Here is a 15,097-nt window from a genome sequence, read left to right as displayed (position 1 = left end):
AACTGAGGGCTAATCTAATAATGAGAGCACCATGAGAGGAGCCTTTTTATGCCAGTACCCGCACCGATTGATTTACGCACCTTTTATGCGACCCCCGACCGCAAAGTTGCCGTGTTGAACTACAGTGCCCGCTTTTTGTCGAGCACCTTCGAACTAATCAACAGCGCCGAATTTGCCGCGTTCGTCGCGTTGTTTTTGACCGAACAACAGGATCACCTGCCGACCGTTGCCGATGCCGAGACCACCTTTGCCTGCACGGATGCCGCGACCTATATCGACACGTTAAAGGACGTGTTGACCGACCAGCCCCGGGCCTTTGACCACTTTTCCCGCAAAGAGATCTTGGACAGCATTGAGGCCCTCTACTCGTATTATCGGTCCTATCTGCGCGTGGCCACGATGACCACTCAGCAAAATCACGTGGTCGCCAGTGAATTCATCACCATCGACCAACGGTTCAACGACGTGGTCTTGCGCTTGTACCGAACGATTGAAGAAAAGCTTCAGGGTCATGCCAACCACGTTTACCGGCAAACGGCCGCCGCGACCAGTGCCTGCATGTTACTGCAACGGGTGCAGTGGCCCATTCCGGCTGGGTACGAGGCCCTGCGTGACGTGCGCTTCATCAACCGTTTGATGTTACGGCCACCGATGATGTTGCATACCAAGAGCAACAAGCGCAAAGGCCGCTTCACGGCTAGTCAGGAGAACCCCCTGAAAAACTTCACGGGGGGCTATACCGATTGGCTGTGTTACCCGGCGAAGATTGGGACTAGCCTGGCTTATATTTACTTCCACCGCGACTACTTAGCGTCTGGACTAGCACTGGCGAACCTCTTTCAACTGGCCGACCGTCAGGAAGTCTTGAATCATAAGCCGGACCTGATCTTGCTGTTTGGGTCGCCCAGTGCGGCGGGGGATGCCGACCCAGAAAACGGGCACTATTTCTACGACGCGGCCAACGACCTCTACGTGGGCCAAGTCCCGTATAACGACCAGACCACTTACTTCGGCTACATGAAGAAGATGTGTTTGACGCTGCACAACCTCCACCAGATTGTCCGGCAACGGCTGCCGATTCACGGTGCGATGGTCAAAATTACCTTTGCCAGTGGCCAGGCTAAGACTGTGGTCTTCTTCGGTGACTCCGGGGCTGGTAAGTCCGAATCAATCGAAGCCTTACAGACCGTGGCGGATGACCAAATCGTTAACATCGAGACCATCTTCGATGACATGGGCAGTTTCACCCTGGATAGCCAGGAAGGCTTGTACGCACAGGGGACCGAGACCGGGGCCTTTGTCCGGCTCGACGACCTGAGCAGTGAGGTGGCCTTCACCAACATGGACCGAGGCATTTACATGAATCCCGAACAGGCCAACGCCCGAGTAATCATCCCTGCCAACACCTGGGGCCGGGTGGTGGCGCACCACCACGTCGACATGTGGGTCTACGCCAACAACTACGATGATGCCGTCGGGGTGCACCGCTTCACGGACCAGGAGACTGCCAAGGCGACCTTTGTGGCCGGGAAACGCCGCGCACTCGGGACTACCGACGAAGTGGGGATGAGCACGACCTTCTTCGCCAATCCGTTTGGTCCGGTCCAAGAACCTGCCGCGACGCAACCCATCATCGATGCGGTCTTCGCCCAGTTCTTTAAGGACCAGACCTACGTGGGGGAAATCTACACTCATCTGGGCAACGACAAGTCGCAAGATAAGTTGAACGAGTCCGCTAAGGCATTGTTGGCGGTCCTCATGACAGATTAAAAAATTGATTGAACCGCTTAAAATGACGTTAATCGTGATTTTAAGCGGTTTTTTAAGGGCTGAAGTAGCCGTCGTGGGGTGGTAAAATTTTACTAAATCTCGGAAAACGATGGTACTTAAAGGCTGATTATTATACAATGAAACCGGATTCTTAATCTTTTGGAGGTGCCTGTTTTATGCAAATTACGCAAGAAGTTGCTGGCGAACTTCACCAACAAAAAGTCACGAAGTATATTTTGACCAACCAACACGGGACGAGAGCCGCGATTCTCACCTGGGCGGCAACGCTTCAAGAATTTAGTGCCCTGGAAGACGGTCGGCGGCAACAGCTAGCCGTTCACCAGGATGACCTGGCGGCTTACGACGACAATACGTATTGCCTCTGCCAGGCCCTGGGCCGAGTGGCTGGGCGAATCAAGAACGCTGAGTTTGAACTGAACGGGGTGACGTCCCACATTGACGCCAACGAGGCGCCGAACGCAATTCACGGTGGCCCGCATGGGTTTCTGTTCATCAATTGGGATGCCACGACGACCCAAACCGACAACGCGGCCAGCGTGGTTTTGACGCATACGTCCAAGACGACCGACGACCGTTACCCCGGCAATCTGACCACGACGATTACCTATACATTAGATGAAAATGATCGGTTGACCGTGACCTTCACCGGGAAGAGTGACGCGACGACTTTGTTTAACCCGACGATTCACGCCTACTTCAACGTGACGGACGACCAGCACGATTTAGACCATCAGTGGTTGAAATTGAACGCCGACAAGCACTTGATCTTAGACGACCAGAAGATTCCGACCGGCGAAAAAGCGGCCGTGGCCGGCACTGGATACGATTTTCGAGAAGCACGAACCATCAAGGATGGTTTGGCCCAATTGGCAAAGAACGGGGGCGTCGAATACGATGATGCCTTTGAAGTCAAGCCCGGAGACAATCCTATTGCCACGGTCGGTGATACCACGGGGCACCGGGAAGTTCGCATTTATTCGGACCGAAACGGCGTCGTGGTCTTCACGGCGAACGCCACAGATCCCGACCGAGCCGCTAAGCGCGATTACAACGCCTTAGCGTTGGAAGCCCAGAACTTACCTGATGCCATTCACCACGAGGATTTCGGGGACATCATTTTGCCGGCTAATCAGTCAATCACCCATACGATTGCCTACCAGTATGTTCGCAAGTAAGGGCGTTTGTTCGCGGGTCTTGAAACGAGTACGATAATATTGGGTTAAAAAGTTACCAGCAGAAGGAGAGATTTGAATTGAGTTGGCAAGAAAACTATGCCGTTTGGCAAAAACAACCGACGATGTTGCCTACCGTGCGCCAAGAACTGGACGCCATGGCGGGAGACAATCAGGCCTTAGAGGCCGCATTCAGTGGCCCGATGAGTTTTGGGACCGCCGGGATGCGGGGCGTCATGGGCCCCGGTATCGGGCAAATGAACGTCTACACGGTGCGGCAAGCCACCGAGGGGGTCGCCCGCTACTTAGATACCCTCGATACGGCGACGAAACGCCGGGGAGTCGCCATCAGCTTTGATTCACGGTACCACTCGACGGAGTTTGCTCACGAAGCGGCGAAGGTCTTAGGCGCCCATCAGATTCCGAGTTTCGTGTTTGATGACTTACGACCGACGCCGGAACTGTCCTTTGCCGTGCGCTACCTGCATACCGCCATGGGCATCATGATTACGGCCAGTCACAACCCGAAGCAATACAATGGGTATAAGATCTATGGTCCCGATGGTGGGCAGATGCCCCCGAAGGCCTCAGATATGATTACCAAGTTCGTCCGGTCGGCCAGTGATGTCTTCGCGATTCAGACTGCCGATGAACAGGCGTTGCGCCAAGCCAACGTGATGCACATGATTGGCGAAGACGTCGACCAACCTTACTTACAAAACGTGGCCAGCGTGTCGATCAACCATCAGTTGATTGACCAAGTTGGTAAGACCATGAAGTTGATTTATACGCCACTTCACGGGACGGGGAAGGTCATTGGTGAACGGGCCCTGCGCAAGGCGGGGTTTGAAAACTTCACTATGGTCCCGCAACAGGCGATTGCCGACCCCGAATTTCCAACGGTTGACTTCCCGAACCCTGAATTCCCGGAAGCCTTTGACATGGCGATTGCTTTAGGCAAGAAACAGGGGGCCGATTTGTTAGTGGCCACCGATCCTGACGCCGACCGGTTAGGGGCTGCGGTACGCCAACCTGACGGCGAGTACCAATTATTAAGCGGGAACCAGATTGCGTCGATTCTGTTGGCTTACATTCTGAAAGCCCGGAAAGCGGCAGGGAACCTGCCCGCTAACGGCCGAGTGGTCAAATCAATCGTGTCGACCGAGCTCGCCACCAAGATTGCGGCGGCTTACGGGGTGGAAACGACCAACGTTTTGACCGGCTTCAAGTTTATCGCCGAACAGATTCACCAGTACGAAACGACGCATGACCACACCTTCCTGTTTGGGTTTGAAGAGAGCTACGGTTACTTGATCAAACCGTTCGTCAGGGATAAGGATGCCATTCAATCGACGGTCTTATTGGCCGAAGTGGCGGCGGATTATAAACAACGGGGGATGACCCTCTACGACGGTATCGAAGAGCTTTACGCAACCTACGGCTACTACGCCGAAAAAACCACCTTTGAAGAGTTCCAGGGTGTCGATGGTGCCGCGCAACGGGCCAAGTTGATGAATGAATTCCGGGAAAATACACCGCATGATTTTGCGGGAGAAACAATCACAGCCGTTGAAGACTTCCAGACGAGCACGAAGACGACCGCCACTGGCCAGACCACTGCCATCGACTTACCACAGTCCAACGTTTTGAAGTACTGGTTGACCGATGGGACCTGGATTTGCATCCGGCCATCCGGGACCGAGCCAAAGGTCAAGTTCTATATCGGGACCAGTGACCAGACGGCCGCTGCGGCGCAAAAGCGGTTGGCAAGCTACGAACAAGCGCTGAAGACTTACGTGGCTTCGATCAGCTAAAAGGCTCTCAGTTGAATGTTGTGTCGGTACTGTGTTAGCGGCCGGGGATGGTCGCTGACTAGATGGGAAGGAGTTTTGACCATGGCAAGAGACAAAATGACTTTAGATCCAGAAACGTTTGCGGCGGCGGTTTTAGGTGGCAACGCCCAAAAACCCGGAGAAGAAAATAAACGGTATATTAAGCGCCAACTGACGCTGTATCTAGAGGCGACCTTGCTAGCCCAAGACTTTAATCATTTGGAAGTGAGTCGCTTTAGCGCGGCGAAGGCCCAACAACGTGAAGATATCCTTAAAAAACTGATGGAACATCGTTATAATTAGCGCCGTTAGCCACGGGTTCTCAGGCTGAGCGTAACTAATGGTCCTTGTTGTAATCATCGTAATGAATTAAAGAAGCGCATGCCTTGAAATGAAGCATTTATTTTAGGGGATGCGCTTTACTATTTCGGCTACGCCCAGTTTACTGGCTGGCGGCGGTCGTTAGGTACGAGATTTACTAAATTTTTACTTTGAAAAGACAACCGGTTGCAATTACGTAAGACCGTTGATACACCTGGATTTAAGTATAATTGTGCACAAGGATTAGGGTTGTAATTTTTAACTAAAACCCCTAAACTAAAACCGTAAAGCGCTTACATCTAAGTTGACTTTGGTCACGAGTTTATCTGCAGAAAAGAGGGATCTAGAAATGGCAAACAGCGATAAGATTAAGCTCAATCCAGAGACGTTTGCGGCGGCTGTTTTGGGTGGTAACGCGCAACGGCCTGATGAAGAAAACAAGATCTATATCAAGCGTCAATTGACGTTATACTTAGAGGCCACGTTATTGGCCCAGGATTTCAATAGTTTGGAGGAAAGCCGGTTTACCATGGCTAAAGCGCAACAGCGCGAGGCTATCTTAAGCAAGTTAGTTGAGCACCGTTATCATGGTTAGCCTTAACATAGCAAGAAGAAAGGTGTTGTAGAACCGTGAATTTATTTAAACAGTACGCGTCATACGCGTTTGGGGCGTTCGGGCACGATGCGTTTTATGCCACGCTGAGTACCTACTTCCCTATTTTCGTTACCAGTGTCTTATTCACTGGCCACGCCAATTCCGCTAAAATGATTGGGACGGTCAGTGCGATGCTGGTCATCATTCGGTTGATTGAAATTGCCTTTGACCCCATGATTGGTGGGGTCGTGGATAATACCCGGACCCGTTGGGGGAAATTCAAGCCCTGGTTATTCTGTGGTGGGTTGATTAGTGCCGTTGCGTTGATGCTGATCTTTACCAGCCTGGGTGGCTTGGCCGACAGCAACGATTTGGCTTACCTGATTGTCTTTGGCATCGTGTTTGTTATCTTGGATATTTTCTATTCGTTCAAAGATATTTCACTCTGGTCAATGTTGCCAGCGCTGAGTGTTGATTCTGCGACCCGGACGAAATTCGGGACCGTTGGCCGGTTTGGGTCCACTTTAGGGGCCCAAGGGGTCATCATCGTGGTCATGCCGTTAGTTTACTTCTTCAGTCAGAAGTTCTCCGGCGCCACGGGTCAAACGCAGACTCGAGCCGGTTGGTTCGGCTTTGCCACGGTCATCGCCATCGTGTCCTTCTTAGGGGCGTTAGCGATTACCTTAGGGACTAAGGAACAAAAGAACCTGTTACGGGAAAACACCAAGAAGACCCGGTTACGGGACGTCTTCAAGGCGATTGGGGAAAACGACCAGTTGATGTGGTTAGGTCTCTCCTACTTCATGTTTGCCTTTGGTTACGTTGTCACCAATTCCCTCTTGCTTTACTATTTCCGTTACGTTATTGGGAATGCGGGGGCCTACAGTATCGTTGGGGTCATCACCGCGATCTTAGGGGTCATTTCCGTTGTCCTCTTCCCATTCATGGTCAAGTTGCTCACTCGACAAGGGGTCTACATTGGCGGTATTGCCGTGATGGTGATTGGTTACATTATCTTCCTGTTCTCAGGAACTAACGTGACTTCCGTCCTTGTCGGGGTTGCCTTTTACTTCTTCCCGTACCCAATGGTCTTCTTGGCTGCGTTGATGACCATTACGGACAGTGTTGAGTATGGTCAATGGAAGAACGGCACGCGGAACGAATCCGTCACCTTGTCCGTTCGGCCATTGATTGATAAATTGGCCGGTGCGTTCGCCAACGGGGTCGTCATGTTAGCGGCTTTGCAATCCGGCATGACCGGGAACGCTAAGCCAAGTGATATTTCGGCTAGTGGCCTCTTACAATTTAAGATGTTCATCTTCTACATCCCAGTGATTTTGATTATCTTGGCCGCAATCATTTACTTCACGAAGATCAAGTTAACCGAGAAGGAACACGCTAAGATTGTTAAGGAACTCGAAACGAAGTTGAAAGCTGAAAAGGCCGCCGGTAAAAAGATCGGAGACTAATCAGTGAGCAGGGGGTCTCTGGTCAATGACCGAGACCTCTTTCTTGAAACATCTTTGAAAACGCTTTATTTTTGTTTGACACACGAACTTTTACTGGGTATAGTTAAACTATAGTAAAAGTTTACTAAAATTCTAAAGGAGTTAATCGTCATGGATTATGCCAGCCTTGCATCTGAATATAAAGAAACTTTTAATGCCACACCACAACGGGTCTTTTTCTCCCCGGGACGGATCAATTTGATCGGTGAATACACCGACTTCAACGGGGGGCACGTCTTCCCAGCCGCCATCAGTCTCGGAACTTACGGGGCCTTTAGTAAGCGCGATGACCGGACGGTGCGGATGTATTCTGACAACCTGCCCAAGGCTGGCACCATCGAGTTTTCACTCGACGATTTGACCTACGACCCGGCCGATAACTGGACTAAGTATTTCAAAGGTCTACTCTTTGAACTTGCCAAGCAGGGCAAGACCATCGACCAAGGGTTTGACCTTTACGTTCACGGGAACTTGCCCGATAGTTCTGGTTTATCCTCTTCCGCTTCGGTGGAAATGTTGATGGCCCAGATTCTACTGGACGCTTACGACCAGCAGATCTCCCGGGTAGATTTGGTCAAGGCCGGGCAACAAGTCGAAAATGACTACTTGGGCTTGAACACCGGGATCATGGATCAATTCGCCATCTTCATGGGGAAAAAGGACCAAGCCATCCTACTGGACACCAACACGTTGAAGTACCAATACGCTCCGGTCAAGATGGACGGGTACGTGGTGGTTATCATGAACACCAAGAAGCGCCGGGAACTGACCGATTCGAAGTACAACGAACGGCGGTCTCAATGTGAAGAAGCCTTGAAGCGCCTGCAAACGAAGCTCGATATTCAAACTTTAGGTGATTTAAACAATGACCAATTTGACGAAAACAGTTATCTGATTAACGATGACGTGTTAATCAAGCGGGCGCGGCACGCGGTCGTCGAGAACCAACGGACGTTACGGGCCTTCGATGCGTTGCAAAAAAATGAGTTGACCACGTTTGGAAAGTTAGTCAACGCGTCCCACGTGTCATTACATTACGACTTTGCCGTGACCGGGAAAGAACTTGACACGTTAGTCGAAACGGCTTGGGCCCAACCAGGCGTCTTAGGTGCCCGGATGACCGGGGCCGGTTTCGGTGGCTGTGCGATTGCCATTGTGAAGGAAAGCAACGTGCAGGATTTCGAACAGGCTGTAGGGGACACTTACAACCAAAAGATTGGTCACCCGGCCGAATTCTACATCGCGCACTTAGCCGACGGGACTCACGAATTGACTAAATAAGGTTTAACGAGTTGAACGCACAAGATAGATTGAGGAGGAATTACGCAATGACAGTTTTAGTTTTAGGTGGTGCCGGTTATATCGGCTCCCACGCGGTTGATCGGTTGATTGAAAAGGGGTATGACGTGGCCGTCGTGGATAACTTGATCACGGGGCACCGCGCCGCCGTGAATCCCAAGGCCCGCTTTTATCAGGGCGATGTTCGCGACCAGGACTTTTTGAACAACGTTTTCGACCAGGAAGATATCGAAGGGGTCATGCACTTCGCGGCCTTTTCTATCGTACCTGAGTCGATGGAAAAGCCGTTGAAGTACTTTGACAACAATACGGCTGGCATGGTCTCACTGTTGGAAGTCATGAACAAGCATCACGTCAAGCGCATCGTCTTCTCCTCAACGGCCGCCACGTATGGTGAACCCAAGCAAATTCCGATTAAGGAAACCGACCCCCAGATTCCCACCAATCCTTACGGAGAAAGTAAGCTGATGATGGAAAAGATCATGCGGTGGTCCGACAAAGCGTACGGCATCAAGTTCGTGGCCTTACGGTACTTCAACGTCGCGGGCGCGAAGCCCGATGGTAGTATCGGGGAAGATCACCATCCGGAAACTCACTTAGTCCCCATCATTCTCCAAGTTGCGGCCGGCGAACGCAAAGAGCTGTCGATTTTCGGGGATGATTACCCGACTAAGGATGGCACCAACGTACGCGACTACGTGCAGGTGGTCGACTTGGCCGACGCCCACATCTTAGCGCTCGAATACCTAAAGGCGGGACACGACAGCGATGCCTTTAACCTGGGGTCTTCGACCGGCTTTTCCAACAAAGAGATGTTGGAAGCGGCCCGGAAGGTCACCGGCAAGGAGATTCCCGCCAAGATGGCACCGCGGCGGGCAGGCGACCCTAGCACCTTGATTGCGGCCAGCGATAAGGCTCGCAAAGTCTTGAACTGGCAACCGCAATACGACAACGTCGAAGACATTATCCGGACTGCTTGGAACTGGAAACAATCCCATCCCGAAGGTTACGCTGACCGGGGGGCGAACGCGTAATGGCTCAAACCACCTTACAACTATTCTTAGACGCTATCGTGGCGTCACCATCACCGTACACGGCCTTAGACCGCCAATACGTTGAAAACCGGATCTACGCGTTGATTGGCGACGGTGAGACGCAGGCTGCGGTGGCGGCCAATCCCATTGATTTGGTCACGGCTCTAATCAACACGGCCGTTGAGCATGGTAAGATTAACGACACGCCAAGTGAGCGTGAAATCTTAGAGGCCCAGTTGATGGATTTGATGACACCATTGCCATCCGCATTGAATCGCGGTTTCTGGGACCGGTATCAGGAAAGTCCGACTAAGGCGACCGACTGGTTCTACCAGTTGAGCAAGGCTAACGACTATATCAAGACGCGCAACATTGCGCGCAACGTGGTCTTCGATGCCGACACGGCGGCGGGCCCGTTGGAAATCACCATTAACCTGTCGAAGCCCGAAAAGGACCCGAAGGCCATTGCGGCCGCCCGGAACCAACCGAAAACGGGTTATCCGCTCGATCAATTGTGCATGACCAACGAAGGGTACCTGGGCCGCTTGGGTTATCCCGCCCGCAGCAATCACCGCATTGTGCGGTTGATGCTCGGTGGTGAAATCTGGGGCTTCCAGTATTCGCCGTACGCCTACTTCTCCGAACACGCCATCTTCTTGTCCCAGATTCACCGGCCGATGAAGGTCGACCAGCACGCCATCACGAACCTATTGGAGATTGTGCGGCAGTTCCCGACTTACTTTGTCGGTAGTAATGCTGATTTGCCCATCGTAGGCGGTTCGATGCTCAGTCACGACCATTATCAGGGGGGCAAACACACCTTCCCGATGATGAAGGCGCCGTTAGACCGTGAATTTGATTTGGACGTTCCCGGCGTTACGGCCGGCGTTGTTCAGTGGCCAATGACCGATTTACGATTACGCGGGGCCCATCCTGAAGAGCTAGTGACGGCGGCGGTCAAAATCATGGCGAGTTGGAAAATCTATTCCGATGAAAGCGTGGATGTGCGGGCCTACACCGATGACACGCGGCATCACACGGTCACGCCAATTGCGTACCGGGATGGTGACGACTACGTGTTGGACCTGGTCTTACGGGACAACCAAACGTCCGCGAAGTATCCGGATGGCATCTTCCACCCGCATCAGGACGTACAACATATCAAGAAAGAAAACATTGGTCTGATCGAGGTCATGGGCCGAGCTATTTTACCGGCCCGGTTGAAGACCGAGATGGCTGAAGTGCAGAAGTACTTGGTTGGGCAACCAAACCAGATTGCCGACATGCATCGGGCTTGGGCCGACACGATTAAGCAAGATAACGACGTAACGACCGCCAACGTGCAACAAATCGTCCACCAAGAAATTGGTAAGACGTTCGCGCGGGTCCTGGCTGATGCCGGGGTCTTCAAACGAAACGCGACCGGCCAAGCGGCGTTGGACCGATTCTTGGCCCAACTATAAGCTATTAATCCGGCATAAGGGAGGCGAGAACGATGGCAGCAACGTTAAAGGATATTGCCCAGACGGTCGGGGTCTCACTGGCGACGGTTTCGCGGGTCTTAAATTACGACCGGACGTTATCCGTCAGTGACCAGACCAGAAAGCAAATTTTCGAAGTCGCGGAGAACCTCAATTACGCGAAGTTGAAGCGGCGAACGGCCGTAACGGGTAAGCCACTAAAAATTGCCGTCGTTCAATGGTACTCTAAGGCTAAGGAACTTGATGACCTGTATTATATGTCGATTCGTCTCGGGTTAGAAAAGCGTAGTGAACAGCGGCATTTGCTCACGATGCGGACGTTCAAAAATGATTTGACCAAGATTGATACGGACGTCGATGGCATCATCGCAATCGGGAAGTTTAGTCCGCAACAGGTCACCGCGCTCGCCAGCTTGACGCCCAACCTGGTCTTCGTGGACCAGGATCAGCTAGAGCGGGGGTACGACAGCGTAGTCACTGATTTTGATATTGCTGTCCAACAGGTGGTCGACCACTTTACCCAGCACGGGCAGACCCGAATCGGCTTGCTGCACGGCACGGAATGGTCAACTGACCATCAATGTCGATTAATCGACCCACGATATCAGGTCTTTAAACGCTTGCTACAGGCGCAAGGGACCTATGACGACCACTTGGTCTTTGCAGGCAATTACACCAACGATTCGGGGTATCAGCAGATGAAACGAGCGATTGTGATGTTAGGTGACCAGTTACCACCGGCGTTCTTTGTGACGAATGATCCGATGGCAGCGGGGGCCTTGAAAGCCTTGCGTGAAGCGCAAGTCGCGGTCCCGCAACGGGTCAGCGTGATTGGGTTTAACGATACCACGATTGCCCGTTACGTTTTCCCCGAATTAAGCAGCGTGCACGTCAATACCGAACTGATGGGGACCACCGCCGTGGATATGATTGAAAATCGAATCCGGACGGGACGACACACGCCCCAGCGGGTGACCGTGGGAACACGGTTGGTTTTGCGGGAAAGTACCCGTTCAGATTAAGGCTAACAATTAAAAATAGGCGTTTCGGACAGTCTCGATTGAGGCTTGTCTGAAACGTCTATTTTAATGGTGCTAAGCTTTTTTTGGAATGGCTTACCAAATTTTGACCCGGTCGGCCGGCTTCAAGTACATCCCATCACCTGGTTGGACGTTGAAGGTGGTGTAGAAGTCATCGAGGTTCTTGACCTGGACGTCGGCCCGTAGTTTTGCTGGGGCGTGGACGTCGATCGACAACAGCAGCTGCATGTATTCGGTCGTTGCCTTCATCCGCCAAACATTGGCCCAGTTGATAAAGAAGGCCCGTAAGTCGACGTCGTCCGCTGATTTGGCAGCTTCTAGGGCACAGCTCAGGCCTCCAGCGTCGGCGATATTTTCGGAGACGGTCAGCTTCCCGTTGACCTTTTGACCCGCAAATTCGATACCGTCGAATTCCTTGATCATGGCCTGCGAGAGGTCCTTGAAGTGGGCCAAATCATCGGCGGTCCACCAGTTGTTCAGGTTCCCAAACTCGTCGAACTGTGATCCGTTGTTATCGAAGGCGTGGGAGATCTCGTGAGCCATGACCGCCCCGATGCCGCCATAATTGGTGCTACTGGATTGTTCGAGACTGTAGAACGGCTTTTGCAGGATAGCTGCGGGGAAGACGATTTCGTTGTTCGAAGGAGAATAGTAGGCGTTGACCGTGTTGGCACTCATGTCCCACTTGTCACGGTCGACGGGGTGACCCCAGTGACCGAAGTGTTCTTCAAGCGCGATTTCGTCGAAAGCCTGTGCGTTTTCGAAGAGTGTCTTAGTGGTATCGACTTTGAACTTAGCGAAGAGCGGGTCGATCTTATCCGGATAGCCAACCTTGATAGTCAGTTTTTGGAGTTTGACGATGGCCTTTTGCCGGGTCGCACTGCTCAACCAGTCGTTGGTCTTCAAGCGGTTTTGGTAGACCCCAGCCATCTTGACCACCATCTTACGGACGTCAGCCTTAGCAGTTTCACCGAAGTACTTGCGACCGTAATAGTCGCCGACGACTTGACTGAAGTAGCCACTAGCTAAGTAGTAGGCCGCCTTCTTCGGCGAACGGGCTTGCTTTTGTCCGGACAAGGCCCGGCTATAAGTCCCGCCGACTTGACGGAAGTCCTCACTTAGCGTGGCACTGGCAAATAGCACGGTCTTAACCAGCATCCAGCTCTTAACTAACGTGAAGTTGGCTGGCGTCAACAAGTCGCTTAAAGCGTCAAAGTAGGTCGGTTGCGGCAAGATGACCTGGTCGGGGGTGTCATGTAAGAGTTCGGTGATGGTAGCCGTCAAATCAAGGGCATCGGTCTTAGCCGCTACGGTCGCTAACGGGAAGGGGTTGTAATCCTTGACGTAGTCGGCTGCTTCCTCGGACGACTTCACGTGTGGTGCAATCAAGGCATCGAATTGCTTGGTCTGGTCAACTAAGCGTTGGGCGTCGTCAGCCGAGTACCCCACCATGGTCAGGAGCTTCGTCGCCATCTGCGTGTAAATCGGCAATAATTGCTTGGCTGCCGGATTGTCCTTAGCGTAGTAGGTCTTATCGGGCAAAATCAAGTTCGGTGCGTCGACGTACAGCGCGTAGTTGCTGGTATCTTTCATGTCCGGTTCGACCACCAACGTGACTGGTGTTGGGATACCTTGTCGATAGAACTTAGGCAGCTTGGCGTTTAAATCAGCGAAGCTGTGAAGGGCTTCGATTGAGGCCAAAAACGGCTTTAAGGGTGTAGCTTGCGCTTTATCGCGGGCGGCCGTGTCCAAGGCTAACGCGTAAAACTTCTTGAATTCGGCCATTTCTGAATTGGCTGGTGTCAATTTGCCAGCCAAGAGGTCATCGAAATCGGTCATCAAGGTGTGTTCGATGTTGTCGACCAGATCCATGAAGCCCCCAGTCGAAGAGTGGTCGGCGGGGATGGTGGCTTGCTTGGCCCATTGCCCGTTGACGGCGTCGTAGAGGTCCTGGTTCAATTGCGATTCGTCAATGGGAAAAGTCGTGGCACTACCGGGATTGCCGGCAGCAAAATGAGTGTTGTGCATACGAAAGTCCTCCTTAAAAAATAATATCATTAATCATAGGGTAACCCACTTAGGCTGGAAAGGGAACTGTTTTATCATCAAAATCTCATAATAGGGGGAGTTCGGTTGGCCGGTGAGCACGAAAAAGGTGGGGGACCAAGGTGGCTGGCGGACTAAAGCCCGGCTCTTCTTGGTCTCCCACCTTTTAGCCGCCAAGCGTGATTACTCCTCGGCTTGATGGCGCACCCGAACCACTGGCCGGTGGAACTTTGGCCGGTTCCGGTTCCAAAGTGCGACGTTGGCTTGGTAGTGAGTGAAGAAATCGGTGATAGCTTCCGGATCCAAATCGGAAGGTAGTTCGTTCCAAGTATGGGCGCTTTGCAAAAAGACTTGGTGGATATCGTCTTCGACCCGGGTGCCCTTTGGGGTCAACCGCAGGTACTTCACACGCCGGTCGTCCATCTTAGCTTCTTGTTCCACGTAACCATCGAGTAAGAGGGCCCGCAGTTTCCGGGCGGCCGCTGAACGGGTGGTTCGTGTATCGTCCGCCAGTTCACTCAAGGTGATGTTACGCTGTTCATGAATCTGTTTTAACAGTAGATATTGTTCGAAACTCAGTGAGTATTGCCCCGTAATCTGTTCGGCAGCGTTGATCAAGACGCAGAAGATTTCTCGATACTGTCGTAAGAATGTCTCAAATACTCTCTCCTCGCTTTGCATACTGACTCCCCCTAGTAGAAAAATGTTTTGGCCGGTTTAGGTGACTCCGAAACGACATGATGCCTCGTCGTCACTAGCACAGCTTACGGTCATTATGCGGCACTATCGACGGGGATGAAAATGATTACACTTTATTGCGGTGGGTTAAGAAAGCTCAGCTTTTTATCTAATTGGTCTTGGAAAGACCGTGTGGGGACGGGATTAGTTTGCCGAATCGTTTTGAGAGCAGACCGATGATGGGGCCGTTGACTGGTGGCATGAAAAAAACGTCCCCGACAGATTACCGGAGACGTTCAG

12 protein-coding genes are annotated in these 15,097 nt (G+C 52.1%); 10 read left to right on the top strand and 2 right to left on the bottom strand.

Annotated features, from left to right (window positions below; all coding sequences use genetic code 11):
• The first annotated feature begins 48 nt into the window (after positions 1 to 48).
• The 10 genes from H3M12_RS00490 to H3M12_RS00445 all read left to right on the top strand — a co-directional run bounded on the left by H3M12_RS00490 (position 49) and on the right by H3M12_RS00445 (position 12,055).
• Entirely contained in the window at positions 49 to 1,770 is a 1,722-nt protein-coding gene (locus H3M12_RS00490) for a phosphoenolpyruvate carboxykinase (ATP) (protein ID WP_129032092.1), read from the top strand.
• A 176-nt stretch (positions 1,771 to 1,946) separates the two neighbouring features.
• The gene (locus tag H3M12_RS00485; RefSeq protein ID WP_129032090.1) at positions 1,947 to 2,966 is read left to right on the top strand and encodes an aldose epimerase family protein; all 1,020 of its coding nucleotides are present in this window, start codon (positions 1,947 to 1,949) and stop codon (positions 2,964 to 2,966) included.
• 77 nt (positions 2,967 to 3,043) lie between these two features.
• Positions 3,044 to 4,777, top strand: a complete 1,734-nt coding sequence (locus H3M12_RS00480) for a phospho-sugar mutase (RefSeq protein ID WP_129032087.1) — start codon at positions 3,044 to 3,046, stop codon at positions 4,775 to 4,777.
• An 81-nt stretch (positions 4,778 to 4,858) separates the two neighbouring features.
• Positions 4,859 to 5,098: a hypothetical protein gene (locus H3M12_RS00475; RefSeq protein WP_129032085.1), complete on the top strand. Its 240-nt coding sequence runs from the start codon at positions 4,859 to 4,861 to the stop codon at positions 5,096 to 5,098.
• Between the two features lie 367 nt (positions 5,099 to 5,465).
• A complete protein-coding gene (locus H3M12_RS00470; protein ID WP_182150771.1) occupies positions 5,466 to 5,711 on the top strand; it encodes a hypothetical protein in 246 nt (81 codons plus the stop codon).
• Between the two features lie 35 nt (positions 5,712 to 5,746).
• A complete protein-coding gene (locus H3M12_RS00465) occupies positions 5,747 to 7,180 on the top strand; it encodes a glycoside-pentoside-hexuronide (GPH):cation symporter (protein ID WP_129032081.1) in 1,434 nt (477 codons plus the stop codon).
• 150 nt (positions 7,181 to 7,330) lie between these two features.
• Positions 7,331 to 8,500, top strand: a complete 1,170-nt coding sequence (locus H3M12_RS00460; RefSeq protein WP_182150770.1) for a galactokinase — start codon at positions 7,331 to 7,333, stop codon at positions 8,498 to 8,500.
• A 47-nt stretch (positions 8,501 to 8,547) separates the two neighbouring features.
• The gene (gene galE / locus H3M12_RS00455) at positions 8,548 to 9,552 is read left to right on the top strand and encodes a UDP-glucose 4-epimerase GalE (protein WP_129032077.1); all 1,005 of its coding nucleotides are present in this window, start codon (positions 8,548 to 8,550) and stop codon (positions 9,550 to 9,552) included.
• Positions 9,552 to 11,015, top strand: a complete 1,464-nt coding sequence (locus H3M12_RS00450; protein ID WP_129032075.1) for a UDP-glucose--hexose-1-phosphate uridylyltransferase — start codon at positions 9,552 to 9,554, stop codon at positions 11,013 to 11,015. The genes galE and H3M12_RS00450 overlap by 1 nt, the downstream gene beginning before the upstream one ends.
• A 32-nt stretch (positions 11,016 to 11,047) precedes the next feature.
• Positions 11,048 to 12,055 carry a LacI family DNA-binding transcriptional regulator gene (locus H3M12_RS00445; protein ID WP_182150769.1) on the top strand — a complete coding sequence of 336 codons (1,008 nt, stop codon included), beginning with the start codon at positions 11,048 to 11,050 and terminating at the stop codon, positions 12,053 to 12,055.
• A 93-nt stretch (positions 12,056 to 12,148) separates the two neighbouring features.
• Here H3M12_RS00445 and H3M12_RS00440 read toward each other — a convergent pair whose 3' ends face one another.
• Together H3M12_RS00440 and H3M12_RS00435 are read right to left on the bottom strand one after the other, a co-directional pair.
• Positions 12,149 to 14,101 (bottom strand): M13 family metallopeptidase, encoded by a 1,953-nt coding sequence (locus H3M12_RS00440; RefSeq protein WP_182150768.1) that lies wholly within the window; start codon positions 14,099 to 14,101, stop codon positions 12,149 to 12,151.
• Positions 14,102 to 14,302: 201 nt separating this feature from the next.
• On the bottom strand, positions 14,303 to 14,800 hold the full coding sequence (locus H3M12_RS00435; RefSeq protein ID WP_129032069.1) for a MarR family transcriptional regulator: 498 nt from the start codon (positions 14,798 to 14,800) through the stop codon (positions 14,303 to 14,305).
• Between the last annotated feature and the right edge of the window lie 297 nt (positions 14,801 to 15,097).

Source organism: Levilactobacillus suantsaii, assembly GCF_014069315.1.
GTDB classification, from domain to species: Bacteria; Bacillota; Bacilli; order Lactobacillales; family Lactobacillaceae; genus Levilactobacillus; species Levilactobacillus suantsaii.
Note: the sequence above shows the minus strand (reverse complement) of the source record. Positions and strands in the feature narration are given on the sequence as shown.

Bases quoted from the DNA above. Each gene is read 5' to 3' on its own strand.
- H3M12_RS00490 (WP_129032092.1), top strand. From the start codon at position 49: ATGCCAGTACCCGCACCGATTGATTTACGCACCTTTTATGCGACCCCC.
- H3M12_RS00485 (WP_129032090.1), top strand. From the start codon at position 1,947: ATGCAAATTACGCAAGAAGTTGCTGGCGAACTTCACCAACAAAAAGTC.
- H3M12_RS00475 (WP_129032085.1), top strand. From the start codon at position 4,859: ATGGCAAGAGACAAAATGACTTTAGATCCAGAAACGTTTGCGGCGGCG.
- H3M12_RS00470 (WP_182150771.1), top strand. From the start codon at position 5,466: ATGGCAAACAGCGATAAGATTAAGCTCAATCCAGAGACGTTTGCGGCG.
- H3M12_RS00460 (WP_182150770.1), top strand. From the start codon at position 7,331: ATGGATTATGCCAGCCTTGCATCTGAATATAAAGAAACTTTTAATGCC.
- galE (WP_129032077.1), top strand. From the start codon at position 8,548: ATGACAGTTTTAGTTTTAGGTGGTGCCGGTTATATCGGCTCCCACGCG.
- H3M12_RS00450 (WP_129032075.1), top strand. From the start codon at position 9,552: ATGGCTCAAACCACCTTACAACTATTCTTAGACGCTATCGTGGCGTCA.
- H3M12_RS00445 (WP_182150769.1), top strand. From the start codon at position 11,048: ATGGCAGCAACGTTAAAGGATATTGCCCAGACGGTCGGGGTCTCACTG.
- H3M12_RS00440 (WP_182150768.1), bottom strand. From the start codon at position 14,101: ATGCACAACACTCATTTTGCTGCCGGCAATCCCGGTAGTGCCACGACT.
- H3M12_RS00435 (WP_129032069.1), bottom strand. From the start codon at position 14,800: ATGCAAAGCGAGGAGAGAGTATTTGAGACATTCTTACGACAGTATCGA.